This is a genomic window from Streptomyces sp. DT224 (genome assembly GCF_049844595.1).
Classification (GTDB): Bacteria; Actinomycetota; Actinomycetes; order Streptomycetales; family Streptomycetaceae; genus Streptomyces.
In genome coordinates this window covers 666,798-693,564 of sequence record NZ_JBNCLI010000003.1, presented here as the reverse complement: position 1 = coordinate 693,564, position 26,767 = coordinate 666,798, and the positions used below count along the sequence as shown (strand labels likewise).

Below are 26,767 nucleotides of genomic sequence, written 5' to 3'. Positions count from 1 at the left end.
GGATGCCGCACGTATCCTGAAGGCGTCTCCGACTACGAAAGCGGCCGAGCCATGCGCGTGTACGTACCCCTGACCCTCGCCGGGCTCGCCGCCGCGCACCGGGCCGGTGAGCTGGGACCCGGTCCGCTCACCGCCTACGCCGTCACCCCGGCGCTGCGTGAGTGGTACGTCTCCGACGACATCGAGGAGCTGGAGTACGCGGCGCTCAGCCGGGCCGCCTCCGCCTCGCTGCGACTGATCGCCGGGGACCCGCAGGCCGTACGGCGCCGCGTCGTCGTCGCCGTCGACGTGGCCGACGGGGACGCGGTCGCCGACCCGGACCACATCCTGGACGGCTCCTCGCTCGGCGAGGTCACGATCGCCTCCGCCGTCCCGCTGGCCAAGGCCGCCGCGGTGCACGTCGACTCCGACGACGCGGACGAGGACGTCACGGCCGCCGCGGCCGCGCTCGGGGCGGCGGACCTCGGGGACGACGACGCGCAGTTCACCGTCGACGGCGCCGAGGACCACGAGCTGCTGTGGTTCGGGGTCCAGGAGATCCCCGGCCTGATCGGGTAGGCGGGGCGTTGTCAGTGGGGGCGAGTACCTTTTCCGGCATGGGGATCGCACCGGGGGACCACCGCACACATCTGGTCTGGGACTGGAACGGCACGCTGCTCGACGACAACACCGCCGTCGTCGGCGCGACCAACGCCGCCTTCGGCGAGGTCGGCCTGGCGCCGATCACCGTGGAGCAGTACCGGGAGATGTACTGCATCCCGATACCCCGGTTCTACGAGCGGCTGATGGGCCGGCTCCCCACCGACGCCGAGTGGGAGCGGATGGACGGGGTCTTCCACCGCCACTACACCGAGCAGCGCGACGCCTGCGGGCTGACCGCCGGGGCCGCCGAGCTGCTGGCCCGGTGGCAGCTGACCGGGCACAGCCAGTCGATCATGAGCATGTACCGGCACGAGGAGCTGGTCCCCGTCGTCCGCGGATTCGGCATCGAGCGGCACTTCGTACGCGTGGACGGGCGCACCGGTCCGTCCGGCGGCAGCAAGTCGGAGTACATGGAGCGGCATCTCGCCGCCATGGACGGGATATCCCCGCAGCGCACGGTCGTCATAGGTGACGCGGTGGACGACGCCGTGGCCGCCGCGCACGCCGGTGCCAAGGCCGTCCTCTACACGGGCGGTTCGCACAGCCGTGCCAGCCTGGAGAAGGCCGGTGTTCCCATCGTGGACACGCTGACCGAGGCCATGGCGCTCGCCGAGCAGCTGACCCGGTAGCCGGTGCGGGAGGGCTCGGCCCGGCGCGTCCGCGCTGTCCAAAGTGTCGAATTTCGCGGCCTTCTTTTGTACACATCCGGATCGTGACGGTCACCGGTGCGGGCGAGATAGCCTGGTCCCGTGATCAGCGCGATATGCCTCGGGGGCAGCGAAGCCCCCGGTCCGCGCCCGGAGCGCCACCGTGCCCGGGCTGCCTCGGCTGATCCCTCCCGCCCGGACCGGCCGCTGGAAACGGCCGATACGGTCCCGGCGGTCTCTCATCGCGGCATAGCGTCGACCCTGACCGGAAACCCCGCGTCGTGGCGTTACGCCGACCTTTTCACCTACGTCACGCAACGGCGCGCGACAGGAGCCAGAGGACATGCAGACCAAGCTGGACGAAGCCAAGGCCGAGCTGCTCGCACGGGCCGCCGAGGTAGCTGACAACAGCCCGGGCGGTGGTGTCGGCGGGCCGGGCGGTGCCCCCCGGGTGCACGTCGCGGCCGCCGGGGCCGACGGCTCGGGGGCCGGGCAGGAGCACTCCCCCCAGGACGTCCTGCTCTCCTACCTCCAGCGCTACTACCTGCACACGGCCCCCGAGGACATCGTGGGCCGGGACCCGATCGACGTCTTCGGCGCCGCCTCCTCCCATTACCGGCTGGCCGAGGAGCGCCCCCAGGGCAAGGCGAACGTCCGGGTGCACACCCCGACCGTCGAGGAGAACGGCTGGACGTGCAGCCACTCCGTGGTCGAGGTCGTCACCGACGACATGCCGTTCCTGGTCGACTCCGTCACCAACGAACTCTCCCGCCAGGGCCGCGGCATCCACGTCGTGATCCACCCGCAGGTCGTCGTCCGCCGCGACGTGACCGGCAAGCTGGTCGAGGTCCTGACCGACGGCACCCGCCGGAACGGCGGCAAGGGCCCCAAGGACGCCAAGGCGGGCCTGCCGCACGACGCGCTGGTCGAGTCCTGGATCCACGTCGAGATCGACCGCGAGACCGACCGCGAGGACCTCAAGCAGATCCAGGTGGACCTGCTGCGCGTCCTGTCCGACGTACGGGAGACCGTCGAGGACTGGGAGAAGATGCGGAGTGCGGCGCTCCGTATCGCCGACGACCTGCCCGGCGAACCGCTGGACGACCTCGCCGACGACGAGATCAACGAGGCCAGGGAGCTGCTGCGCTGGCTCGCCGCCGACCACTTCACCTTCCTCGGCTACCGCGAGTACGAGCTGCGGGACTCCGACTCGCTGGCCGCCGTCCCCGGCACCGGTCTCGGCATCCTGCGCTCCGACCCGCACCACACCGAGAACGAGGCGCACCCCGTCAGCCCGTCCTTCGACCGGCTGCCCGCCGACGCCCGTGCCAAGGCCCGCGAGCACAAGCTCCTCGTCCTGACCAAGGCCAACAGCCGGGCGACCGTGCACCGCCCCAGCTACCTCGACTACGTGGGCGTGAAGAAGTTCGACGCCGAGGGCAACGTCATCGGTGAGCGCCGCTTCCTCGGCCTCTTCTCGTCCGCCGCCTACACCGAGTCCGTGCGCCGGGTCCCCGTCATCCGCCGCAAGGTCGCCGAGGTGCTGGAGGGCGCCGGGTTCACGCCCAACAGCCACGACGGCCGCGACCTGCTCCAGATCCTGGAGACCTACCCCCGCGACGAGCTGTTCCAGACGCCCGTCGACCAGCTCCGCTCGATCGTCACCTCGGTGCTCTATCTCCAGGAGCGGCGCCGGCTGCGCCTCTACCTGCGCCAGGACGAGTACGGCCGCTACTACTCCGCGATCGTCTACTTGCCGCGCGACCGCTACACCACCGGTGTGCGGCTGCGGCTGATCGACATCCTCAAGGAGGAACTGAACGGCACCAGCGTCGACTTCACGGCCTGGAACACCGAGTCGATCCTCTCCCGGCTGCACTTCGTCGTCCGCGTCGCGCCCGGCAGCGAGCTGCCCAGCCTCACCGACGCCGAGACCGACCGCATCGAGGCCCGCCTGGTCGAGGCCGCCCGCTCCTGGGCCGACGGCTTCCAGGAGGCGCTGAACGCCGAGTGCGGCGAGGAGCGCGCCGCCGAACTCCTGCGCCAGTACGGGCACTCCTTCCCCGAGGGCTACAAGGCCGACCACTCGGCGCGCGCCGCCGTCGCCGACCTCGTCCACCTCGAAGCGCTCAAGGAGAACGAGCGGGATTTCTCCCTCAGCCTGTACGAGCCCGTCGGCGCCTCCCCCGGTGAGCGGCGCTTCAAGATCTACCGCACCGGCGAGCAGGTCTCGCTGTCCGCCGTGCTGCCCGCCCTCCAGCGGCTCGGCGTCGAGGTCGTGGACGAGCGCCCGTACGAGCTGCGGTGCGCCGACCGTACGCACGCCTGGATCTACGACTTCGGGCTGCGGATGCCGAAGGCCACCGCCAACGGCGGCTACCTGGCCGACGGTGCGCGCGAGCGGTTCCAGGACGCCTTCGCCGCCGTGTGGACCGGCGAGGCGGAGAACGACGGCTTCAACGCGCTGGTGCTGAGCGCCGGCCTCGACTGGCGCCAGGCCATGGTGCTGCGCGCCTACGCGAAGTACCTGCGCCAGGCCGGTTCCACGTTCAGCCAGGACTACATGGAGTCCACCCTCCAGAACAACGTCCACACCACCCGGCTGCTCGTCTCGCTCTTCGAGGCCCGGATGTCGCCGGGCCGCCAGAGCGCGGGCACGGAGCTGACCGACGGGCTCCTCGAAGAGCTCGACGGGGCCCTCGACCAGGTCGCCTCGCTCGACGAGGACCGCATCCTGCGCTCCTTCCTCACGGTCATCAAGGCCACCCTGCGCACCAACTTCTTCCAGCACGCGGACGACGGCGAGCCGCACGCGTACGTCTCGATGAAGTTCGACCCGCAGTCCATCCCGGACCTGCCCGCGCCCCGCCCGGCGTTCGAGATCTGGGTCTACTCGCCGCGGGTGGAGGGCGTCCACCTGCGCTTCGGCAAGGTCGCCCGCGGTGGCCTGCGCTGGTCGGACCGGCGCGAGGACTTCCGTACGGAGATCCTGGGCCTGGTCAAGGCGCAGATGGTGAAGAACACCGTCATCGTGCCGGTCGGCGCGAAGGGCGGCTTCGTCGCCAAGCAGCTGCCCGATCCCTCCGACCGGGACGCCTGGCTGGCCGAGGGCATCGCCGCGTACCGCACCTTCATCTCGGCACTCCTCGACATCACCGACAACATGGTGGCCGGCGAGGTCGTCCCGCCCAAGGACGTCGTCCGGCACGACGAGGACGACACCTACCTGGTCGTCGCGGCGGACAAGGGCACCGCGAAGTTCTCCGACATCGCCAACGAGGTCGCCGTCGCGTACGGCTTCTGGCTCGGGGACGCCTTCGCCTCCGGCGGGTCGGCCGGTTACGACCACAAGGGCATGGGCATCACCGCCCGGGGCGCCTGGGAGTCCGTCAAGCGGCACTTCCGCGAGCTCGGCCACGACACCCAGACCGAGGACTTCACCGTCGTCGGCGTCGGTGACATGTCCGGTGACGTCTTCGGCAACGGCATGCTGCTCTCCGAGCACATCAGGCTCGTCGCCGCGTTCGACCACCGGCACATCTTCATCGACCCGGACCCGGACGCCGCCACCTCCTACGCCGAGCGGCGCCGCCTCTTCGACCTGCCGCGCAGCTCCTGGGCCGACTACGACAAGGAGCTGATCTCCGCGGGCGGCGGCGTCCACCCGCGCAGCGCCAAGTCCATCCCGGTCAACGCGCACATGCGCGAGGCGCTGGGCATCGAGCGCGGCGTCAGCAAGATGACGCCGGCCGAGCTGATGCAGGCCGTCCTCAAGGCCCCCGTCGACCTTCTGTGGAACGGCGGCATCGGCACGTACATCAAGTCGACCGCCGAGTCGAACGCGGACGTCGGCGACAAGGGCAACGACGCGATCCGCGTCAACGGCGCGGAACTGCGCGCCAAGGTCGTCGGCGAGGGCGGAAACCTCGGCGCCACCCAGCTCGGGCGCATCGAGTTCGCCCGGGACGGCGGCCGGATCAACACCGACGCGATCGACAACAGCGCCGGGGTGGACACCTCCGACCACGAGGTCAACATCAAGATCCTGCTCAACGGGCTGGTGCGGGACGGCGACATGACCGTCAAGCAGCGCAACAAGCTGCTCGCCGAGATGACCGACGAGATCGGGCACCTGGTGCTGCGCAACAACTACGCGCAGAACACCGCCCTGGCCAACTCGGTCGCCCAGGCACCCTCCCTGCTCCACGCCCAGCAGCGCTTCATGCGGCGGCTCGGGCGCGACGGCCACCTCGACCGGGCGCTGGAGTTCCTGCCCAGCGACCGGCAGATCCGCGAACTGCTGAGCGCCGGCAAGGGGCTGACGCAGCCCGAGCTGGCCGTGCTGCTCGCCTACACGAAGATCACGGCGGCGCAGGAGCTGATCGGGACCAGCCTGCCGGACGACCCGCACCTCCAGAAGCTGCTGCACGCCTACTTCCCGGAGCAGCTGCGCACGCGCTACGCCGAGGCGGTCGACGGGCACGCCCTGCGGCGCGAGATCATCACCACGGTGCTGGTCAACGACACGGTCAACAGCGGGGGTTCCACCTTCCTGCACCGGCTGCGGGAGGAGACCGGGGCCTCCATCGAGGAGATCGTGCGGGCGCAGTTCGCGGCCCGCGAGATCTTCGGACTCGGCGAGGTCTGGGACGCGGTGGAAGCCCTCGACAACGAGGTCGCCGCCGATGTCCAGACCCGGGTGCGGCTGCACTCGCGGCGGCTGGTCGAGCGCGGCTCGCGCTGGCTGCTGGGCAACCGGCCGCAGCCGCTGGCGATCTCCGGGACGGTCGACTTCTTCCGTGACGGCGTCGAGCAGGTCTGGGCGGCGCTGCCGAAGCTGCTGAAGGGCGCCGACCAGGAGTGGTACCAGGGCATCCTGGACGAGCTGACCGGGGCGGGCGTCCCGGACGAGCTGGCGCAGCGCGTCGCCGGCTTCTCCTCCGTCTTCCCCGCGCTCGACATCGTGGCGATCGCGGACCGTACGGGCAAGGAGCCGCTGGCCGTCGCGGAGGTGTACTACGACCTCGCGGACCGGCTGGGGATCACGCAGCTGATGGACCGGATCATCGAGCTGCCGCGGGCGGACCGGTGGCAGTCGATGGCGCGGGCGTCCATCCGCGAGGACCTGTACGCGGCGCACGCGGCCCTGACGGCCGATGTGCTGGCCGTGGGCAACGGGGCGTCTTCGCCGCAGGAGCGGTTCGAGGCGTGGGAGGAGAAGAACGCGGCGATTCTGGCTCGGTCGCGGTCGACGCTGGAGGAGATCCAGGGGTCGGACGCGTTTGATCTGGCGAATCTCTCGGTGGCCATGCGGACGATGCGGACGCTGTTGCGTACGCACGTCTAGGCTGCGCCGCGGGTGGGGGCGGCTGCGGGTGTGGTCCGTGGCCGCCCTTGTCCTCACTCGCCGGACGGGCTGGGACGTGCTGTCCGGAATTCCTCGATCGCCGCACGGCTGGAAGTGCCGGCGGTCCGCGTCAGTACAGGCGGGTTTCTGCGGCGGCTTCCGGTGGGGGTGGTTGGCGGCGTTGCCAGTCCTGGGCCAGTTCGGTGGGAAAGCGGCGGCCGCTGCGGGAGAGGATGACGCCTTCGGTCAGCTGGAGTTCGTCGCCACCGCGGTACTGCCGTCCGGCGGGGCCGAGGGGCTGCCAGGGGCCCGGGCCCGAGCGCCACTGGGTGCCGTACGTGCTGTGATCGCTCACGTGCACGATGCCGCCCGTCACCCGTAGTTCCACGTGGCTGCGGCTGAGCCCTCCGGTGAGGTGGTCCGGGACGAGGCCGTGCAGCGTGATGCCGCCCTCGCCGGGGGCCCGGCCCACCTTCACCCGGGTGCCGTCCTCCAGGGTGAACCGGACCTTCAGCTCGCCCTCGACCAGCAGTTTCAGCTGGACGGTCGCGCGGCGCGGGCCGTCGTCGGCCAGCGCGGTGCCGTGGTTCTGGCAGCGGGGGACGCCCCCGATGACGCGCGGCAGCAGCGCGGCGCTGCCCTTGCGCGTGTCGTACAGCGTGCAACGGCGGTCCTCGCAGCGCCAGTTGCGGCCGACGATATCGAAGCGCGGGGTGCGGCGCCCGTCCAGCAGGCCCATCTTCTTCAGCACGTCCTCCTCGTGCTTCCGGGACATGTCCACCGCGCGGGCCACTCCCATGTCGACGGGGACGAGCCGGACCGTGCGGCCCGCGGCCGGGACGGGCTCCAGGAAGTCGTCCGTGTTGCCCTGGAGCCAGGGGTGCTCGTCCCGGTGGCCGCGGAAGCGGTCGCCGCTGATGACGGGAATACCGGTGTAGGCGCACAGTTCGAGAAGCCGGGGATCGGCGTCCGGCAGTTCCTCCACCAGGCCGCGGCCCACCCAGCGGCCGAGCAGCCGGATGTCGGCGGGATCGGTGAACTCCTTGCGGCTCCCGCGCCGCAGGCTCGCGTCGGCGACCAGGTACAGCTTGACGTCAGGATCGCGGGCCAGCGCCTTGGCGGCGTCCACCAGGAGACTCAGCCGCCGCAGGGAGCGGGCGCCGGGTTCGCCCAGGTGCTGGTTGCGCACCACGTTGGAGAGGTCCACCAGGAAGCATGCCTCGGTGAAGTCCGTGGTGAGGTGCTTTTCCATCGAGGGACGCCTTCCCCGGGAGACCTGGCCTGCCTACGGGACAGCCAGGAGCTGATTGCATGTTAATTCCCTTGCTCCGCAACTATATTGGTCGTCCTGGCGACCAGTGCGAGCAACGTGGGGGCGTTCACGTGTCGGAGTGGGGTTCGTTCGTGGACGAGACACCGCCGCGCCCCACCGCACCGCCTCATGACAACCGCCCGCAGACCGGGCCGGCAGCCGGCCAGGACACCGGGGACGACGGCTGGGGCAGCTTCGCCGACGAGGTGGCGGCCGCGCCCGGCCACCAGGCGCCGCCCGCCGTGCCGCCGCAGCCCGCCCAGCGGCCCCAGGCCATCCCCGTGCCCTCGCCCGAGGTCGCCGCGTCCCTCCTGACCGCGGGCGAGACGCTGTGGGCCGAGGTGGACGGGCCGGTCGCCGTGCTCGGCTCGGGCTGCAGGGTGGCCGTGGTCCCGGACGAGGACGGGAAGGCGGCGGACGGGTTCACCGGCTGGCGGCCGGTGGTCGTCGTCGACCCGGCCGCGCTCACCGTACGGCTCGTCCCGCTCGCCCTCGCCGACCCGCCCATCGGCGCCGCGACCCCGGTGTCGGAGCTGTACGAGGACCCCGAGCCGTACACCTCCGCCGCGTCCGGCCGGTCCGGGGTGTTCCCGGTCGGCCAGGGCCCCGATCTCGACGCCCTGCTCCAGCGCGCGGTCGCGGAGGAACGCGCCGCCGCCCGGGCCGAGGCGGAGGCGCGGACCCGCCGGGCGGAACGCGAACTCGCCGAGGCCCAGGCGGAGTCGCGGGCCCGGGCCGAGGCGGCCGAGGCGCGGGCGGCCGAGCGCGAGCAGCGTGCGCAGGAGGCGTCCCGGCGGGCGCGGACGTACGCCGAGCAGCAGATCGCGCAGGCCCGGGACGACGTCGCCGCGGTCGTCCGGCAGTGGCAGGAGCGGGCGCAGTGGGCCGAGGACCGGGCACTGCGGGCCGAGGCGGAGGTCGTCCGGCTGAACGCCGCGCTGGCCAGGGCGGAGCAGGCCGGTCTCCTCCAGCATGTGCGGGACCGCAGACGGCGGGCCAACGGCGGACGCTGACCAGGGAGTACGAGGGGGACATGAACGTGGAACCGCCCGCAGAGGCAGTCGGCAGCGGCGCCGTGGCCCTGCCGGAGATCACCGTGGAGTGGCCGCAGACGCTGGCGCCGACCCTGCGCGACAGCGTGCTGGACGCGCACAGCCTGGCCCGCGACGACCTGGTCGGGGCACTGCCCGGACTGTGGCGGGCGGTCGACGAGGCCCTGGAAGTCGCCGGACCCGGGAGCCTGGTCGCGGAGTCCATCCGGCACGACGCGTACGAGGGCTGGCAGGTGGCCGCGCTGCCCCGCTACGACGTGGAGGGCCGGGTCCGCGCCCGTGGCCGCGGAGCGGGGGCGCCGCACACGGCACCCCAGCTCCGGGACCGACGGGCGCTGGTCAGGGCCCTGGTGGACGCCGTGGCGGAGCGGCCCTCCCTGGACGTGCGCGACGCCCTCCACATGCTGGACGTGTTCGCCGGGGCCTTTCCGCCCGGTCTGGACGCGATCTGCCGGCGGCTGCTCGGGCACGACCTCAGACACGGCGTCGCCGCCGGTCTCGCCCCGCTGCACGAGGCGCTGGACCGGCGGACGACCGAAGGCGTCTCGACGCGCTGCTACCGGGAGTCGGGGGTCGGTTCGCGCAAGGCCAAGGGCGACCCGGCCACGGACAACGAGGACACCTCGGGGGCGCTGGCCGGGCCGAGCGGAGTGCTGCGGTGCGCCGTCTTCGACGGGGTGACCGGGGACGGTGACGGCTCGGGGGGCACGGCGGCGCGGGCGGCCCTGGAGCAGGTGGTGCGCCGCTGGCGGCTGGAGGAGGCGGCGGACGCCCCCCGGGGTGCGGGCGACCCGCGGGACCGGCTCCCCGGCGACGAGCCCCAGGGCGCCTTCCGGCCCGGTGAGCTGATCGGGGAGCTGGACGCGGCGGTCGGGCGAGCCACGGCCGAGGGCAGCGCGGCTGCGGTCCTGGCTACGGTGCGGCCGGACGGGACCGCGTCCGTCGTGTCGGTGGGCGACGCCGAGGCGTGGCTGATCCGCCCGCTGCGCGTACCGGCGGGGGAGATCCCGTACGCGGCCTGGAAGCTGACACCCGCGCACACCGGATTCGCCGAGCGGCTGCGGGTCACCGCCGACGCCGAGGGCGAGGAGTCGCAGCTCGTCTCCTTCCTCGGCGGCGGCGCGGCCCGCTGGGCGCACCGCGTCTTCGAGGTCGGCCCCGGGGACCTGCTGCTCCTCGCGTCCGACGGGGCGACCGAACCGGAACGGGACCGGTGGTTCGGGACCGTGCTCGCGGAACTGACCGCCCAGCTCGACGCGTCCGGCCGGCCGACGGCGCCCGCGCTCGCCGCCGCGCTCGTGCAGCGGGCCGAGGCGCTCGGCGGATGGGACAACGCGACCGCGCTGGTCTGCGCGGTGGGGGAGGCGAAGGACTGATGAGTGCGACCGAGGACATCAAGATCACCGCGGACCGGCAGGAGGTGCACATCGGGGAGGAGTTCACCGTCCTGATCGCCCCGCGTGAGCTGGGGCGCCGGGACCGGGTCGCCGAGGGCGTCGCCTACGTCCTCGCGGTCGACGACAGCTACTCCATGGAGATCAGGGCCGATTCGACCAGCGACGAGTTCGCCGACCCGGACGACCCCGACCGGCCGAGCCGCAAGCAGGTCGCGGAGGCGGGCGTGCGGGAACTGCTTGCCGCACTGCCGGGCAACGCCCACATCGACGTGCTGACCTTCGCGCAGAACGCCGGGGTGCGTTTCTCCGGTGCCGCGGGCGAACTCCAGCGGCGCGGCCGGTGGAACGGCAACGTCGACGACGAGCGCCGCTGGACCAACATCGAGGGTGCGCTGCGGCGCGCCTACCAGCAGCTGGAGCACCAGCGGGCGGCCTCGCGCCGGGTGGTGCTGTTCAGCGACGGCCTGCCGAACTTCGGCGAGACCGACCCCGGCCGGCTCGCCGCGCTCGCCGCCGAGGCCGCCGAGCGCGAGCTGCACACCGATGTGATCGGCATCGGCGCGGGCGCCGACTTCGGGCTCCTGGAACGGCTGGCGCCGACCGGCCTGCCCGAGCACGTCGCCTCCCGGGCCGGGGCGGCAGGCGCGATGAAGCAGATCACGGCCCGGTTCGCGGCCTTCGGCCGGGACGTGGTGGCGGGCAGCGGCGAACTCTCCCTGGAGATCAACCCGAGCTTCCCGGTCCTCGGGGTCTACCAGCTCGACCCGACGCGCCGGCGCATCGAGGGCGCGGTCGCGGACGGCGGCGGGCGGCGGCCGAGCCGGGTGCACCTCAAGCTCGGCGCGATCGGCGCGGGGGAGGAGGGCCAGCCCCTGTACGCGCTCGAACTCCGGGCTCCCGAGCGGATCAGCGCCGGCCCCATGCCCGTACTGAAGGCGACCGGTTCCATCGGTTCCGGGCGCGACGCCCGGCAGCTGGCGCCCGGCCAGATCGCGCTGCGTACGGTCGACAACCCGGCGTCCCCGATCCTGCAGCCCGACCTGAAGCGGCAGATCAGGGGCATCGAACTGGACCGTGAGATCAGCGCGCGCATCGCGGCGGCCGGTTCCGCGGGCGAGCGCGAGCGGATCTACCAGGAGGGCGTCGAGCGGGCCGGGCGCATCCCGGCCCCCGAGCTCGTCGCCGCCTACCAGCGGGCGAGCGGCGGCCTGCGCGAAGGGCTCGACCCCAAGGACGTCGCGAACGAGGCACGGGCGGCGTCCAGCCGCAGCTCCACGAAGTCCAAGCGGGACTGGTTCCAGCAGATCCCGGTCGAGACCCCCGACGAGATCCGTGCCCGGCGCAGGCGGTCGAGCCTCGACGACGACGATGACGACGACGCCGACTACGGTGGCGCCTACGGCAGCGGCACGTACACCGGCACCAGCGGCACGTACACCGGCACCAGCGGCACGTACACCGGCACCAGCGGCACGTACGGCGGCGGCCACGGCAGTGGTGCCTACGACGCGCCGGCCACCCCGCCGCCTGCGGCCCCCACCCGACCGCCGCAGGACCGGGGCCCGCGATGAGCGTGCCCGACGTCATCATCGACGCTTCGAACGTCGCCGCCACCAGGAAACGGCCCTGGCCCTTCTCCCGCGTCGTCGGAGTGCGCGACGCCTGGCTGCGCGAGCACCCGGACGGCAGCGCGATCGCCGTGCTCGACGCCAGCGTCCGCCCCTTCCTCGACGAGCAGCACCTGGTGCGGCAGGCCGAGCGCGAACAGTGGCTGGAGGTCCACCAGGGCGACGCCGACGACCGCATCCTCGCGCTCGCCGCGCAGTTCGGGGCCGCCGTCGTCTCCAGCGACAACTTCCGCTTCGCCCGCCGCGAGCACACCTGGCTGCAGGGGAACAACTCCCGGGTCTGGTCCGCGCGCTGGATGCACGGCCGGGTCGTGTTCACCCGCCGCCACCTGGGCGTCGCCACCGACGAGCAGATCGAGCGCGACCGGCTGCACAAGCTGGACAAGGCCGGGCTGCTGCGCGAGGACGCGGAGGAGCGCTTCCGCTGCACCGACCCGGCGGGCACCTGTCTGCGCGGCGGTACGGTCCTGCTGCCGCGCCAGGTCAACAAGGACGGCAACCGGTGGTTCTGCCGCTCGTGCGGCTACGAGGCGGTCGAGGTGGTCTTCGAGCCGCCGGTCCCCGAAGACCTGGACGAGGGACCCGTCCTGGTCACCGTGCAGCACGGATACACCGTCCGGACGACGGTCGCCGTGCCGCCGGAGGGCCTGACGCTGGGCCGGGCCTCGCGCAGCCGCCCGGGCACCACCGATGTCACCGTAGGGCTCGACGCCGGCCGGGCGGCCGAGATCAGCCGGGCCCACCTGCGCGTCTTCCTGGACGACGACGGCCGGCCGCTCGCCGAGCACCTGCCCGAGAACAACGCCTCCTTCCTCAACCCCGAACTGGACTTCGACGGACTGCCGCGCACCGCCCGGCTGGCCGCCGGAACCGTCTACGCGCTGGAGGACGGCGACGAACTCCACCTGGGCCCCGGCCTCGTACGGCTGCGCATCAGCAACGGGCCCGGTGGCCGGGATGAGACCGGAAGCGAGGCGACCGGATGACCGACTTCCGGCCCGGCTGGGTGCGGGCCGACCAACCCGACCACCTGGGCTCGCCCCGGCTCGCCTGGATACCCGAGAGCTACGGCGACGACGGCCGGTTCCGCACCCGCCGCCTGCTCGCCGGAGCCGGCCAGGGGTACGCCGTCCTCGCCCAGGACAGCTGGTCCGGCGGCGACGTGGTCATCAAGGGCATGTGGTGGTCCCAGGCCCACCTGGACGACCCGCGCAGCGTCGTCGGCGCGCTCGGCGAGCAGAAGAAGCAGCGCGACCAAGGACTGCGGGCCGCCCGGCAGGCCGCCCAGCTCACCCAGCAGTGCCCGGTCGTGATCAGCGTCGAGGCGCAGCCCTCGCCCTCGCTGCTCGCGGACGGACGGCACGGCGGCCCGGACGGCGACCAGGTGCCGTACGAGAGCTTCCTCGTCCAGCAGTTCATCGGCCATCAGGGCGGCGTCTCGCGCACCCTCCAGGAGGAGATCGAAGAGCGGGCCCTCGCGCACCGCCGCTTCAAGCCCGACCAGCTTTTGGACCTGGCCGAGCAGCTGTGCAACACGCTCGCCGCGCTCCACGCCGACCGGCACAGCGGCAGCGAGCACTCCAAGGGCTGGATCCACGCCGACATCAAGCCGGAGAATATCCTCGTGCTCGGGCCGCCCGCCCGGTACGTGCTCATCGACTACGACGCGGCCGTCCAGATCGGCGACCGCATCAGCACCACCACGAGGGCCTACGCCCCGCCCTCCGCCGAAGGCACCGACGAGCCCTCCGAAATGGCCCCCGCCTCCGAACGCTTCGACATCTACATGCTGGGCGCCACCCTCGCCCACGCCGCCGCCCTGCGCAGGCTCACCGACCGCCAGGCGCGCGAGCTGTACGCCGAGGACTTCGCCGTGAGCGCCCCGGCCCGCCGGTTCATCGCCAACCTGAACTACGGGCCGATCCTCACCAACGCCCTCACCACCTGCCTGTCGGCGAAGAAGTTCCGGCTGGCCACCGTCGACCGGGTCCGCACCGACCTGGCCCGTGCCCGCAGCGCCACGGCCCTGCAGTCCGCGCTGCGCATCCTCGGGGAGCAGTGATGAACGAACGGCACACCGCGGCGCCCCAGGCCGGCGGGTCCACCCTCACCCGGCTCCTCACCCGCATCCCCGGCCGCTCCGGCCGGATCTGGGAGCCGCACACCGTACAGCTGCGCCCCGGCCACCTGCGCTCGTCGGGTGCCGCCGCCGTCCGGGCCACCCGGCTGGTGAAGGACGAGGACGCCGACGCGTACGGCGCGCTGCGGGTCTTCCCGAACCGCCGGCAGCGCGGCCGGGCGGCGGCGCTCCTCGCCGCGGGCAACCCGGTCACCCCCGCGCTGCTGGACATCGTCGACCACCCCGGACTGCCGCCCGCCCTGGTCACCGCCTGGGCGCCCGGCGCCTCCGCCGTCCCCCTGCACGCTCTGCGGGAACGCGACGACCTCGACACCATGCTCGCCGCCGGCCACCGCTGGACTCCGGCCCAGGCCCTGCAGACCCTGGTCCCGCTGGGCCGGGCCCTGGACGACCTGGCACGCGCCGGATTCACCCCGCTGGAGCTCTCCCCGGACCACCTCGTCGTCAACTCCGGTTCGCTCGCCCTGGTCGGTCTCGGGCGCCACGGCTACGTGCCGTCCGAGGGCCGGCTGCCCGGGGCGCAGGGCATGTCCCTGCCGAGCGCGCTCCTGCTCGGCGAGGACCTGCCGCCCGCCTCCACCACGGGGCAGGACACGGCGGTGCGCTGGCGCGAGGTGCAGCTGCGGGCCCTGACCCGGCTGGCCGGCTGGATGGCCTGCGGACTGCCGCCCGCCGCCTGGGGACCGGTGCGCGGCCCCGCGGACCTCGGCGGATACCTGTCGGCGGCCGGCTTCCAGCGCGTGCCCGCGCTGCGCCCCGGGCAACTCGCCGACACGCTGGCCCGCGCCGCCCGGCAGGAGGAGGAGGCCCGTGCCCTGCGGGACTTCACCGAGGCCGAGGCGCTCCTCGTGTACGACGACGCCGCGCAGGGGACCGGGGGCGGCGGCCGGCTCGACATCAACCCGGAGGTGCTGCGCCTGGGGCTGCTGCACGACCACGGGCCCCGGGTGCTCGCGCTCGCCGCGTTCGAACAGCGCCGGCTCGGCACCCGGACCGCCACCCTGCTCTCCGGCGCCGGCTGGGTCCTGCTGAACCCGAAGGACTTCACCGCCCAGGTCTGCCGGGCCGCGGCCGCCGCCCCCGGCGCCCGGCTCGTCGTCGCGGGCCGGATCGGGGCGGAGGACCTGCGGCGGATCGAAGGGGTGCACGGCGCACCCGCCCAGCGCGTCGACCCGGACAACCTGAGCGAGTCCGTGCCCAGGATCGCGGGCCGCCCCGCCGACCAGCTGCCGTACCTCACCGACCGCGACATGGACGCCTACTCCGCGGAACTGCTGGGCGGCGTCGGCGGGCAGGCGATGCGGCGGCGGACCTTCGCGGCGGGCTGGACGCTCGCCCTCGGCGGCGCCGACCAGATGCCCCCGCGCCAGCGGGGCAGGCTGCTGGACCAGATGACCGACTGCTTCGGCACCAACACCGAACTCCTGGTCGCCGTGCGCGCCCGGCAGAACACCCCCGGCATGCGCAAACAGAACCGGCTGCTCGATGAGGCCCGGATGCGGCGCCTGGTCGCCGCGCTGTCCGGCGTCCCCGGCTCCCTCTTCCGCGACTGCCTGATGTCCGCGCTGCTGGGCCCCGCCGCCGAGGACCTCTACGACGAGGCCGCCCGCCGGCTGCTCCCGGTCGCGACCCGGCTCGCGGCCGTCTTCGACCCCGACCGCGCCGTGGCGCCGGGGGAGCTGCTGATGGAGGACGCCCTGCGCGAGCGGTCCGGCATCCGCCGGGTCGGCCTGTACGGGCGGCTGTGCACCGCCGTGACCGAGGTCGCCCCGGCCCGGCTCGCCGAGGCCGTCGCCGGGATGGACGACGCGCTCGTCACCGCGCTCTGCGACATCCCGGCGCCCAGCCTGCAGTTCCTCGCCGGCCGCCTGGAGGACCCGGAACTCCTCGAACTGCTCGGCCCGCACCTCCAGGGCGAGGACCTGGACCTGCTCAGCCGCTACACCCCGCAGATGTGGCGGATGCTGCTCGACGGGCTCCGGCAGCCCGAGCACCTGGGGGCGCTCGGCCTGGGCTGGGTGCAGATCGTGGCACAGGACCCCGCGGGCACGGTCGACGCCCGGGTGCTGCTCCGGATCGCGGCCGACGCGCAGGTCCCCGGCCGGGACGCGGTCCGCGCTCTGCTGGGCACCGGTGCCGAGAACTGGGACACCGTCTGCGCCCACCCGGTGCTCGCGTCCCGCTGGCTGGCCGAGCAGGGCGACCTGGACATCGCGGCGATCACCGCCGCCTTCCCCGACCCGGAGGGAGCCCTCGCCCACCTCGGCACGGAGGGTCTGCGGCACGCCCGTGAACTGGGCCTGGACCAGCGGGCCATGGAGGTCCTCGGCGCATACGCGCAGGGACTGGGGCGCCCGCTGGACGATGTGCTCGTCGCCTTCCAGGAGCGGTCCTACGAGAGCGAGCAGGCGGGTGCCTTCGCCACCGCGGCGGCCGTCGAGTGGTCCCGTGCCCAGCTCGTACGGGGCAAGCCGCTCGGCTGGATCGTGGGCAACGTGGTGGAGCGGCCCGGCCGGATCCGTGACTGGGCGGTGAACGGCCAGGGGCTGGAGCGCCGGGTGGCCGGGGCGGTCCTGGGCACGTCCGGGGCGGCGGCCCCGGTGCTGGAGACGCTGCGGGCCGAGCCCGCCCTGCTGGCGCTGCTCGCCTCCCTGGGCAGCCCCGGACAGCGCGCCGCGCTCCTCGGCCTGTACGCCGCCGAGCCCGAGGCCGTGCTCGATCCCCGGGCCCGGCGGGAACTGCCCCTGATCCTCGGCGCCCCGGACCCGGCCGCCGCGCTGCGGACCCTGCTGCGGGAGGGGCTCGGGGTGATCGCCCAGCAGTTCGCGGACCGGCGCCGGCTCAGCCCGGAGAAGCGCCGGACGCTCGCCGGGCTCGCGCCGCTCACCGGGGTGCTCGCGGGGCCCTCGCTGGAGGCGGTGCTGACGCTCGGTGTCCGGTTCGGGCCGCGCGTGGCGGTCACCGCGGCCGTGGTCGAGCAGCGGCTGCCGGGCGCGGCGGACGCCCTCACCGTCTGGGGGCCGCGCTGGCTGCCGCTGCTCGCCGGGGGCGCCGGGCAGCGGGTGCTGCGGCTGCTGATCGAGCACGGGGAGGGGCACGGCGGTCAGAGCGGCCGGCTCACGCCGTGGCTGCTGGCGGCCGGTGAGGACGGGCTCGAACTGGTGGAGCGGTTCGGTCCGGACGCGCTCGACCTGGTCCTGGCGAGCGAGGCGCCGCCCGCCGACGCCCGTCTGCTCGGGGAGCTGCTGATGCTGCCGGGGCCGCTGGCCGCCCTGTACCGGCTGGTCACCGAGCACCGGCTGCCGGTCGCGTCCTGGCGGCGGGCCGCGTCGCTCCTGGCGGGCGGGGAGCGGCCGGAGCGGGTGCTGCTGCGGCTGTGGGCGGCGCCGGCGGGGCGGTGACCGGGGAGGCGTGCGCCCGGGTCACCGCCCGTCTACTTGCGGCCCGTGAACCTCTCGTACTCCTTCATCACGTCCTTCGCCGGGCCGTCCATGCGGAGGGTTCCGGACTCCAGCCACAGGGCCCGGTCGCAGGTCTCGGTGATCGACTTGTTGTGGTGGCTCACCAGGAACACCGTGCCGGCCTGTTCGCGCAGCTCGAGGATTCTGGCCTTGCTGCGTTGCTGGAAGCGGGCGTCGCCGGTGGAGAGGGCCTCGTCGATCAGCAGGACGTCGTGGTTCTTGGCGGCGGCGATCGAGAAGCGGAGGCGGGCGCCCATGCCGGAGGAGTACGTGCGCATCGGCAGGGTGATGAAGTCGCCCTTGTCGTTGATGCCGGAGAACTCCACGATGCCGTCGTAGCGCTCGCGGATCTCCTCGCGGCTCATGCCCATCGCGAGGCCGCCGAGCATCACGTTGCGCTCGCCGGTCAGGTCGCTCATCAGGGCGGCGTTGACGCCGAGCAGCGAGGGCTGGCCGTGGGTGTGGACGCGGCCCTTCGCGGTGGGGAGCAGGCCCGCGATGGCCTTCAGCAGCGTGGACTTGCCCGAACCGTTGGAGCCGATCAGCCCGATCGCCTCCCCCTTGTACGCGGCGAAGCTGACACCCCTGACGGCGTGCACCTCGCGCACGCCCGGGGCCTGCCGGCGCGAGGCGATCCGGCTCAGCGCGGAGGTGGCGCTGCCCCGGCCGGTGCGGGCGCCGTTGACCTTGTACGTGATGTGGACGTCGTCCACGACGACGGTGGGCATCCGGGAATCAGCCACGTCCGTAACTCTCCTCGGCCTTCCAGAAGTAGACGAAGCCGCCCGCGCCGCACACCAGGGCCCAGCCGGCGGCGACCGCCCAGACGTGCGGGGGCAGCTGGTTCCCGCCGAAGCTGTCGATGAGCGCGAACCTCACCAGGTCGATGAAGACGGCCGCCGGGTTCAGTTCGAGCGCCAGCTTCACCCAGTCCGGCACCCGGTCGCCGCGCAGCATCGTGTCCATGCTCCACATCACGCCCGAGGCGTACATCCAGGTGCGCAGCACGAACGGGGTGAGCTGGGCGATGTCCGGGGTGCGCGCGGCGAGGCGGGCCATGGCCATCGAGATCCCGGTGTTGAAGACGGCCTGGAGGGCCAGGGCCGGCACGGCCAGCAGCCAGGACGGCTGCGGATACTGCCCGAAGGCCAGCAGGACCAGGACCAGCGCGCCCAGCGAGAACAGCAGCTGCTGGAGCTGTTGCAGGGCGAGCGCGATCGGCAGCGAGGCGCGCGGGAAGTGCAGCGCCCGGACGAGGCCGATGTTGCCGCTGATGGCGCGGGTGCCGGCGGTGATCGAGGAGCTGGTGAAGGTCCAGATGAAGACGCCCGTGACCAGGAACGGGACGAAGTCCGGCACCCCGTGCTTCGTCTTCATCAGGATGCCGAAGATGAAGTAGTAGACCGTCGCGTTGAGCAGCGGCGTCATGATCTGCCAGATCTGGCCCAGCTTCGCCTGGCTGTACTGGGCGGTGAGCTTGGCCGTGGCGAAGGCCGTGATGAAGTGCCGCCGCCCCCACAGCTGCGTCACGTACGCGGGCAGCGAGGGCCGCGCGCCGCTCACGGTCAGCCCGTGCCGCGCGGCGAGCGCGGCGAGCTCGCCGGAGCCGTACACGGGCGGGGAGAGGGGCGGCGGGCTGTCCGCCGGGGCCGGGGCTGTTGTCTGGCTCACCACGATCGCTTTCGACGGGAGGCGGGCAGGCGGGGGCACGGCGTACGGGCGGAAAGGATGCGCCCGGCGACGGGACGGGACCGTATCGTCGCAACGCCGAGGGTAGGACGTACGCACGTCGGAACGCAACCGTTCCGTCGTCGCGGACTATGATTCGGCCATGACCACCGACCCCGGAAGCCGCCGCCGAGCCCCGGCGGGAGCCGCCGTCCTGCGCGAGGACGTGACCGACGCCATCCGCAGCGCGGTGTTCGCGGAGCTCGCGGCGGTCGGGTTCGCCCGAATGTCCATCGAGGGCATCGCCCGCCGGGCCGGTGTCGGCAAGACCGCCGTCTACCGGCGCTGGAAGTCCAAGCTGCACCTGGTCCTGGACCTGGTCTCGGCCGTCGCCGCCCAGGGCATGCCCGCCCCCGCCACCGGCTCCCTGTACGGGGACGTGCGCGCCGTGCTCGAACTGGCCGCGTACGCCCTGCGCCACCCACTGGCCTCCCAGGTCATCCCGGACCTGCTGGTCGAGGCCGCCCGGAACCCGGAGATCTCCGGCGCCATCAAGGCCGCCCTGCTCGACCCGCAGCAGGGCGTCGCGGCCGTGGTCGTCCGGGACGCCGTCGCGCGCGGCGAGCTGCCGCCCGGCAGCGACCCCGACCGCGCCCTCGACCTGATCGTCGGGCCGCTCTACTGGCGGCTCGCGGTGGTCCGGGGCGAGGTGCCCCCGGGGTATCTGGACGACCTCGCGGCCTCCGCCGTGGCGGCGCTCACCCACGCCCCGGACCCCGCCCGATGACGGCCCGCGGGGGTGTGCCAGCGTGCTTGTAGGGGTCACCCTTCGATCGGTTAATCTGGTGGGCGGGCCGCCCACCGGGCCTTCCGGAGCATGTGCACGGGGCGAGCACGGTGCAGGCGCAGTCACTCGTTCGGGACCGTAACCGGTGACCCCCGACCGCCCCTGCGGTTGAGCCCTACGGATAGCCAGGCCCTTGATGAACGGACGTGCTCAACATGCCGCCACGGCTCAGTGTCGTTGTCCCCGTCTACAACGTGGAACTCTTCCTGACGGAGTGTCTGAAGTCTCTCGCGGAGCAGACCATGACCGACCTCGAGGTGGTGATGGTCGACGACGGGTCCACCGACGGCAGTGCCGCGCTGGCCGCCGAGTTCGCCGCGAGCGACGACCGCTTCAAGCTGGTCAGGCAGAAGAACGGCGGACTGGGGCACGCCCGTAACACCGGGTTCCGCAACTGCGACCCGGAGAGCCGTTACCTGGCCTTCTGCGACAGCGACGACATCATCCCGCCGAACGCCTACGAGCTCCTGGTCGAGTCGCTGGAGGAGACCGGCTCGGACCTGGCGTCCGGCAACGTCCTGCGGCTGCGCGCCGGCGGCAAGCTGGTGCAGTCGCCGATGTTCCGCAAGCCCATGGCCACCACGCGCAAGCGCACCCACGTCTCGCGCGACCTGGACCTCCTCGGCGACCGCATCGCCTGCAACAAGGTCTTCCGCCGCTCCTTCTGGGACAAGCACGAGTTCGCCTTCCCGGTCGGCGCGCTGTACGAGGACATCCCCGTCGTGCTGCCCGCCCACTTCCTGGCCGGCTCCGTCGACATCGTCAAGGACCCCGTCTACTACTGGCGCGACCGCCCCGGCTCCATCACCACCAGCCGGGCCGTCGTCCGCGGCATCCACGACCGCGTCGCACACGTCCAGGGCGTCTCCGATTTCCTGGCGGAGAAGCGCACCCCCGCCGACAAGAACCACTACGAGGCCCACGCGCTGGCCAACGACCTCTGGTACTTCATGGAGGTCCTGCCGGACGGCGGCCAGGAGTACCGGGACGCGTTCCTGACGTACACCAACAAGTTCATCGACCAGGTCGACCCCTCGGTGCTCGACGGTCTGCCGCTGCGCCTGCGCGTGATGTGGTACCTGGTACGCGAGCACCGCATGGACGAGCTGATCGCGCTGCTCCTCCAGGAGAAGCGGGAGCCCGGCGCGTTCGAGGTCAGCGGCATGCGCAAGCGCGTGGCCCACTACCCCGTGCTCACCCGGCCCGTGCCCGCGCCCGTGGCGCGCGTCGCCGACCGCGACCTGCCGCTCGCCGCCCGGCTGCGCGACGCCCGGTGGCGCGACGGCAAGCTGCACCTCAGCGGCTACGCGTACATCCGCAACCTGCCGGTCACCTCCGGGGCCAGTGAGTTCCGGATCGGCTGGCTGCGTGCCGGCCGGCGCCATGTCGTCCCGCTCCGGCTGCGCCGCACCGACGAGCCCGAGGCCACCGCCCGCTCGCGGCAGAGCCTGCACGACTACCACCGCGCCGGCTTCGAGACCACCGTGGACGCCTCCAAGCTGCGCATCCAGGCGGACAACGGCCCCAAGCAGCTCACCTTCCAGTTCCAGGTCGGCATCGCCCGGGGCGGCCTGCTGCGCCGCGCCTTCCCCTCGGTCCGCGAGGCGTCCGTCGCGCCGCCCGTCCACCGCCCCGACGGTGACCACCGCATCGTCCCCGCCTTCGAGGGCGACAAGCTGGTGCTGCACTCCGAGCGCGTCGACGCCCGCTTCGAGACCCACGGACCCGGCGACCGGCCCGGCACCGTCAAGGTGACCGGCGTGGTCCGCGCCCGCCTCGTCAAGGACGAGCTGACGCTGGTCCTGACGCACGGCGCCACGAAGGCCACCGTCGAGGTGCCCGTCACCGTGGGCTCCGGCGCCGGAGCCGGCTGGAACCGGTTCACCGCCGAGCTGCCGCTCGCCGCCGTCGAGGAGACCCGCCCCGACGAGGACGCCCCGAAGAGCGTCGCGTACAGCGTCCACCTCGTCGGCAAGGGCCTGAAGGCGTCGCTCGACGCGCCCGGCTCGGTCCACCCCGGCCGCTACCCGCTCGCCGGGGGGCCGGACGGCGCCCGCCGCGAGCTGGCCCTCGTCGCCAGCGCGCGCGGCAACCTGGTGGTCAGCGACCGCCCCGTGCAGCCCGCCGTCGAGCTGGCCAGCTGGACGGACGACGGCCGGCTGTTCCTGGAGGGCACCTTCCCCGAGGACCCGGAGCACCCGGTCGAGCTGGTCGTGCAGAACAGCGGCCACCGCGAGGAGCAGATCTTCCCGGTCGAGTTCACCGGACCCGAGGGCGCCCGCCGCTTCCGCGCCGAGCTGCGGCCGGACGCCGTGGAGGGACCGGGCGGCGCCGTGCCGCTCGGCGAGGGCAACTGGTACTTCTTCTTCCGGGAGAAGGGCGCCACCGACGAGAGCGGCGACCGCGCGCTGCGGCTCCCCGCCTCCGCCTTCCATACCCTGCCCGCCACCCGCACGCTCGGCGGCCGCGACTACACCCTGGAGCGCCGCTTCGGCGACCAGCTCCTCGTGGTCTCCGGCTCCGTGCTCAGCGCCGCCGAGCGCGGCCCGCGCGCCAAGCGCCTGCTGAGCGAGGCGTACGCCGCGCAGCGCTCCGAGCCGCTGCGCGCCGCCGCGCTCTACAGCACCTTCGACGGCCGCCAGTACTCGGACTCGCCGCGCGCCGTCTACGAGGAGCTGGTGCGCCGGGGCACCGAGGTGGAGCACATCTGGGTCGTCCGCGACCAGCAGGCGATCGTCCCCGAGGGCACCACCGCCGTCGAGCACGGCTCGGCCGCCTGGCACGAGGCGCTGGCCCGCAGCCGCTACGTCATCACCAACACGCAGCTGCCCGAGTGGTTCGTGCGCCGCGAGGACCAGACCGTCGTCCAGACCTGGCACGGCACCCCGCTCAAGCGCATCGGCCTCGAACTCGCGGGCACCGCCCAGGCGAACGCCGGGTACATCGCGACCCTCGCCGAGCGGGCCAGGCAGTGGAACTTCCTGGTCTCGCCGAACACGTTCTCCACGCCCGTCCTGCGCCGTTCGTTCGGCTTCGAGGGCGAGGTGCTGGAGTGCGGCTACCCGCGCAACGACATCTTCCACGCCCCGGACCGCGCCAAGGTCGCCGCCGCGGTGCGGGAGAGGCTGGGCATCCCGGCCGGCAAGCGCGTCGTCCTGTACGCACCGACGTGGCGCGAGGACCAGCGCCTCGGCGGCGGGCGCTACTCGCTGGGCCTCCAGCTCGACCTGGCCGCCGCCGAACGCGAACTCGGCGAGGACACCGTGCTCCTGGTGCGCCGTCACTACATGGTCACCGACCGGCTCCCGGACAGCGGTACGGGCTTCGTCAAGGACGTCTCGCGCTACCCGGACGTCGGCGAACTCATGCTCATCAGCGACGCCCTGGTCACCGACTACTCCTCGCTGATGTTCGACTTCGCCCAGACCGGGCGGCCGATGCTGTTCCACACGTACGACCTGGAGCACTACCGCGACACGCTGCGCGGGTTCAGCTTCGACTTCGAGAAGCGGGCCCCCGGACCCCTGATCCCGGGCTCCGACGACCTGATCGCCGCGCTGAAGGACCCGGAGCAGGCCATCGCCGGACACGCCAAGGCGTACGAGCAGTTCCGGCACGACTTCTGCGACCTCGACGACGGCCGGGCCACCGCCCGCGTGGTCGACCGCATGCTGTAGTCGCCCGTAGCGGCGACCCGATGCCCGGCCGGTCCGCACCGGCCGGGCATCGGCGTTCTCCGGGCGGCACATCGCCCAGGGTTTACGCCACGGTGACGATTCGCTGCATCGCATAGCGTCGCCGCCTTGCTACGTTCTGCTTTCATGGGTATCCGAATGTGGGGCGAAACGGACGTGCGGCGGGCCAGGGCCGCCGTGCTCGTCGCGGCGACCGCGGGCCTCCTCACCCGCATGATCATCGCGGCCAACTCGCCCGGCCCCGCCGACGTGCGGATCTTCGCGGGATTCGCCAAGGCGATCACCGGGTACGGCCCCGTCCGCGTCTACGCGCACCCGCTTCCCGGCCTCCCCGTCTACAACCACCCGCCGCTGGCCGGGTGGATGCTGCTGGGCCTCGACCGCCTCACCGAACTCGGCTTCTCCTTCGCCACGCTGATCCGCTTCCCCGCGTCGGCCGCCGACTTCGCCTGCGCGGTCCTCGTGTTCGAGATCGTCCGCCGCCGCGCCACCCCGCGTACCGCGATGCTCTGCGGGATCGGGGTCGCCGTCAGCCCGGTGCTCATCGCGACCTCCGGCTACCACGGCAACACCGACGCCGTCGCCGTCGCCTTCGCGCTGGCCGCCGCCCACCTCCTGGCCGACCGGAGGACGCCGCTCGCCGCAGGCGTCGCGGCGGCCCTCTCGATCAGCGTCAAGTTCATCCCGGTCGTGGTGATCCCGGCCCTCTTCGTGGCCGCGCTGCGCGGCGGGCGGCCGGTCCTGGTCCGCTTCGGCGCCGGGTTCGCCGGTGTCACCGCGCTCGTGTGGGGCCCGGCACTGCTGACCGTGCCCATGGACCTGGTGCACAACGTCCTGGAGTACGCGGGCGGCAGCTACCGGCTGTGGGGGCTGGTGCGCTTCGCGGACGTCCTCGGACTGCCCGAGCCGGTCATCGCCTTCATGCAGGGCGGCGGCCACTTCCTCTTCGTCCTCGTGTGCGTGGCCGCGGGCGCCCGCCTCGCCTGGCTGCGGCCCGCCGAGGCCCCCGGGGTCGTCGCCGTCACGCTGGGGCTGCTCCTGCTCCTGTCCACCGCGTCCGGACTCCAGTACCTGACCTGGGCCGCCGCCGGGATGTTCGTGCTCGGCCCCGTCGAGGGGTTCGCGTACAGCGCGGTCGTCGGCCTGGTCGCCGTCCTCGGCTACAGCGGCCGGTCCGCCGTGCGCTGGAGCGAGCCCGTGCTGTACCTGGGCGCCGCCGGCTGGTTCGTCCTGGCGGCGGGCCTCGCCACCGGCGTACGCCGCATCCTCGCCACGCCCCCGGACGCCCTCCCCACCGAGCGGGCGCAGATCTCCGCACCCCGTACGGAATTCCGCTCCTGCTCCACCGTCGACTGATCCCGCACCCCCGTCCCCGACCGCAACTGGAGAACGCCCCGTGAAGGAAAGCCCGAGCCCCAGGATCGGCATCCTGGTGGTCGCGTACAACGCGGAGACAACGCTGGAGAAGACCCTCGACCGGATCCCGGAGGACTTCCGGTCGCGGATCGACGAGATCCTCATCCTCGACGACGCGAGTCACGACGCCACCTTCAGGGCGGGCTGCCGCTGGTCACAGGCCGAGGGCATGCCCCGTACCGTCGTGATGCGGCACACCAAGAACCTCGGCTACGGCGGCAACCAGAAGGCCGGATACGCGCTGGCCGCCGAGCACGGGCTCGACATCATCGTGCTGCTGCACGGCGACGGGCAGTACGCCCCCGAGCTGCTCCCCGAGATGGTCGCGCCCATCGAACGCGGCGAGTGCGAAGCCGTGTTCGGGTCACGGATGATGACGTCGGGCAGCGCGCTCAAGGGCGGCATGCCGGTGTACAAGTGGCTCGGCAACCGCATCCTCACCCGGCTGGAGAACGGCCTCCTGGGCTCGGATCTGACCGAATTCCACTCCGGCTACCGCGCGTACAGCGTCGCGGCTCTCAAGCGGCTGCCCGTCGACCGGAACACCGACGCCTTCGACTTCGACACCCAGATCATCGTGCAGCTGCTGCACGCGGGCATGCGGATCAAGGAGATCCCCGTCCCCACCTACTACGGCGACGAGATCTGCTACGTCAACGGCATGAAGTACGCCAAGGACGTCGTCAAGGACGTCCTCGAATACCGGCTGGCCGTCAAGGGGTTCGGGACCTGCCGGTGGATCCCCAAGCCCGTCGAGTACGCCTTCAAGGAGGGCGACGGCTCCTCGCACGCGGTCATCCTGGACAAGATGCGCGCGCTGCCGCCCGGCCGCGTCCTGGACCTGGGCTGCTCCGGCGGACTGTTCGCCGAGCGGCTGGAGTCCCTGGGCCACGAGGTGACCGGCGTCGACTACGTCGAGGTGCCCGGCGTCCGCGACCGGTGCAGCCACTTCCACCTCGCCAACCTGGAGGAGGGGCTGCCCGCCGAGGCCGGGAGCGGCTTCGACTACGTGGTCGCCGGTGACGTCATCGAGCACCTGTCCCGCCCCGAACGCGTCCTCGCCGAGGCGGCCGCCGTGCTGCGGCCGGGCGGCCGGATGCTGCTGTCCGTCCCCAACTTCAGCCACTGGTACTCCCGGCTGCGGGTCGCCGTCGGCGCCTTCGACTACGACCGCCGGGGCATCCTCGACGAAACGCATCTGCGCTTCTTCACCCGGGCCAGCCTGCGCCGCACCGTGCGCGCCGCCGGCTACGACGTCCTCGAACTCTCCTCCACCGGCGCGCCGTTCTGGTCGCTGCTCGGCCGGGGCCCGCTCGCCGCCGTGCTCGGCGGGGCGTCGAGGCTGCTGACCCGCGTCCGGCCGACGCTGTTCGGCTATCAGCACGTCGCCCTGCTCACCCCGCACGCGGCCGAGACGATCATCGCTGGAGAGCACGTCGATGTACAGGACATCCTCAACCGACAGTACGTCCCCGCCGACCGGGTCGGTGTCTGAGGCGCCCCGCCCCGGACCCG

16 protein-coding genes are annotated in these 26,767 nt (G+C 73.0%); 13 read left to right on the top strand and 3 right to left on the bottom strand.

All coding sequences use genetic code 11. The features are described from left to right. The first annotated feature begins 51 nt into the window (after positions 1-51). From ACLQ2N_RS10385 to ACLQ2N_RS10375, 3 genes are all read left to right on the top strand, one after another. A complete protein-coding gene (locus ACLQ2N_RS10385; RefSeq protein ID WP_425811279.1) occupies positions 52-558 on the top strand; it encodes a DUF6912 family protein in 507 nt (168 codons plus the stop codon). 38 nt (positions 559-596) lie between these two features. Continuing rightward, entirely contained in the window at positions 597-1,271 is a 675-nt protein-coding gene (locus ACLQ2N_RS10380; RefSeq protein ID WP_425811277.1) for an HAD family hydrolase, read from the top strand. A gap of 361 nt (positions 1,272-1,632) precedes the next feature. Continuing rightward, positions 1,633-6,636 carry an NAD-glutamate dehydrogenase gene (locus ACLQ2N_RS10375; RefSeq protein ID WP_425811275.1) on the top strand — a complete coding sequence of 1,668 codons (5,004 nt, stop codon included), beginning with the start codon at positions 1,633-1,635 and terminating at the stop codon, positions 6,634-6,636. A 130-nt stretch (positions 6,637-6,766) separates the two neighbouring features. Here the strand turns inward: ACLQ2N_RS10375 and ACLQ2N_RS10370 are convergent, their stop codons facing one another. After that, complete coding sequence (locus ACLQ2N_RS10370) at positions 6,767-7,888, bottom strand: FHA domain-containing protein (RefSeq protein WP_425811273.1); 1,122 nt, start codon at positions 7,886-7,888, stop codon at positions 6,767-6,769. Between the two features lie 152 nt (positions 7,889-8,040). On the opposite strand from ACLQ2N_RS10370, the gene ACLQ2N_RS10365 reads away from it, so the two are divergent. Genes ACLQ2N_RS10365 through ACLQ2N_RS10340 form a run of 6 tightly spaced genes read left to right on the top strand, consistent with a single transcriptional unit; the run spans position 8,041 to position 17,566 of the window. Next, on the top strand, positions 8,041-8,961 hold the full coding sequence (locus tag ACLQ2N_RS10365) for a hypothetical protein (RefSeq protein ID WP_425811271.1): 921 nt from the start codon (positions 8,041-8,043) through the stop codon (positions 8,959-8,961). Between the two features lie 20 nt (positions 8,962-8,981). Continuing rightward, on the top strand, positions 8,982-10,376 hold the full coding sequence (locus ACLQ2N_RS10360; RefSeq protein ID WP_425811269.1) for a hypothetical protein: 1,395 nt from the start codon (positions 8,982-8,984) through the stop codon (positions 10,374-10,376). Next, positions 10,376-11,968 carry a VWA domain-containing protein gene (locus tag ACLQ2N_RS10355; RefSeq protein WP_425811267.1) on the top strand — a complete coding sequence of 531 codons (1,593 nt, stop codon included), beginning with the start codon at positions 10,376-10,378 and terminating at the stop codon, positions 11,966-11,968. The genes ACLQ2N_RS10360 and ACLQ2N_RS10355 overlap by 1 nt, the downstream gene beginning before the upstream one ends. Further along, the gene (locus ACLQ2N_RS10350) at positions 11,965-13,011 is read left to right on the top strand and encodes an NYN domain-containing protein (protein ID WP_425811265.1); all 1,047 of its coding nucleotides are present in this window, start codon (positions 11,965-11,967) and stop codon (positions 13,009-13,011) included. The genes ACLQ2N_RS10355 and ACLQ2N_RS10350 overlap by 4 nt, the downstream gene beginning before the upstream one ends. Beyond that, complete coding sequence (locus tag ACLQ2N_RS10345; protein ID WP_425811263.1) at positions 13,008-14,087, top strand: hypothetical protein; 1,080 nt, start codon at positions 13,008-13,010, stop codon at positions 14,085-14,087. Before ACLQ2N_RS10350 ends, ACLQ2N_RS10345 begins: the two co-directional genes overlap by 4 nt. After that, positions 14,087-17,566, top strand: coding sequence for a hypothetical protein (locus ACLQ2N_RS10340; protein ID WP_425811261.1), 3,480 nt, complete (start codon positions 14,087-14,089; stop codon positions 17,564-17,566). The genes ACLQ2N_RS10345 and ACLQ2N_RS10340 overlap by 1 nt, the downstream gene beginning before the upstream one ends. A 32-nt stretch (positions 17,567-17,598) precedes the next feature. Here ACLQ2N_RS10340 and ACLQ2N_RS10335 read toward each other — a convergent pair whose 3' ends face one another. Then, on the bottom strand, positions 17,599-18,354 hold the full coding sequence (locus ACLQ2N_RS10335; RefSeq protein WP_425811353.1) for an ABC transporter ATP-binding protein: 756 nt from the start codon (positions 18,352-18,354) through the stop codon (positions 17,599-17,601). 7 nt (positions 18,355-18,361) lie between these two features. Continuing rightward, positions 18,362-19,300: an ABC transporter permease gene (locus ACLQ2N_RS10330; protein ID WP_425811259.1), complete on the bottom strand. Its 939-nt coding sequence runs from the start codon at positions 19,298-19,300 to the stop codon at positions 18,362-18,364. A 157-nt stretch (positions 19,301-19,457) separates the two neighbouring features. On the opposite strand from ACLQ2N_RS10330, the gene ACLQ2N_RS10325 reads away from it, so the two are divergent. From ACLQ2N_RS10325 to ACLQ2N_RS10310, 4 genes are all read left to right on the top strand, one after another. Further along, entirely contained in the window at positions 19,458-20,081 is a 624-nt protein-coding gene (locus tag ACLQ2N_RS10325; protein ID WP_425811257.1) for a TetR/AcrR family transcriptional regulator, read from the top strand. Positions 20,082-20,287: 206 nt separating this feature from the next. Then, positions 20,288-23,818, top strand: a complete 3,531-nt coding sequence (locus ACLQ2N_RS10320) for a bifunctional glycosyltransferase/CDP-glycerol:glycerophosphate glycerophosphotransferase (RefSeq protein ID WP_425811255.1) — start codon at positions 20,288-20,290, stop codon at positions 23,816-23,818. Between the two features lie 156 nt (positions 23,819-23,974). Next, the gene (locus tag ACLQ2N_RS10315) at positions 23,975-25,192 is read left to right on the top strand and encodes a glycosyltransferase family 39 protein (protein ID WP_425811351.1); all 1,218 of its coding nucleotides are present in this window, start codon (positions 23,975-23,977) and stop codon (positions 25,190-25,192) included. A gap of 40 nt (positions 25,193-25,232) precedes the next feature. After that, entirely contained in the window at positions 25,233-26,747 is a 1,515-nt protein-coding gene (locus ACLQ2N_RS10310) for a methyltransferase domain-containing protein (RefSeq protein WP_425811253.1), read from the top strand. Positions 26,748-26,767 lie beyond the last annotated feature (20 nt).

Bases quoted from the DNA above. Each gene is read 5' to 3' on its own strand.
- ACLQ2N_RS10375 (WP_425811275.1), top strand. From the start codon at position 1,633: ATGCAGACCAAGCTGGACGAAGCCAAGGCCGAGCTGCTCGCACGGGCC.
- ACLQ2N_RS10385 (WP_425811279.1), top strand. From the start codon at position 52: ATGCGCGTGTACGTACCCCTGACCCTCGCCGGGCTCGCCGCCGCGCAC.
- ACLQ2N_RS10355 (WP_425811267.1), top strand. From the start codon at position 10,376: ATGAGTGCGACCGAGGACATCAAGATCACCGCGGACCGGCAGGAGGTG.
- ACLQ2N_RS10335 (WP_425811353.1), bottom strand. From the start codon at position 18,354: ATGCCCACCGTCGTCGTGGACGACGTCCACATCACGTACAAGGTCAAC.
- ACLQ2N_RS10345 (WP_425811263.1), top strand. From the start codon at position 13,008: ATGACCGACTTCCGGCCCGGCTGGGTGCGGGCCGACCAACCCGACCAC.
- ACLQ2N_RS10360 (WP_425811269.1), top strand. From the start codon at position 8,982: ATGAACGTGGAACCGCCCGCAGAGGCAGTCGGCAGCGGCGCCGTGGCC.
- ACLQ2N_RS10380 (WP_425811277.1), top strand. From the start codon at position 597: ATGGGGATCGCACCGGGGGACCACCGCACACATCTGGTCTGGGACTGG.
- ACLQ2N_RS10350 (WP_425811265.1), top strand. From the start codon at position 11,965: ATGAGCGTGCCCGACGTCATCATCGACGCTTCGAACGTCGCCGCCACC.
- ACLQ2N_RS10315 (WP_425811351.1), top strand. From the start codon at position 23,975: ATGTGGGGCGAAACGGACGTGCGGCGGGCCAGGGCCGCCGTGCTCGTC.
- ACLQ2N_RS10340 (WP_425811261.1), top strand. From the start codon at position 14,087: ATGAACGAACGGCACACCGCGGCGCCCCAGGCCGGCGGGTCCACCCTC.
- ACLQ2N_RS10370 (WP_425811273.1), bottom strand. From the start codon at position 7,888: ATGGAAAAGCACCTCACCACGGACTTCACCGAGGCATGCTTCCTGGTG.
- ACLQ2N_RS10325 (WP_425811257.1), top strand. From the start codon at position 19,458: ATGACCACCGACCCCGGAAGCCGCCGCCGAGCCCCGGCGGGAGCCGCC.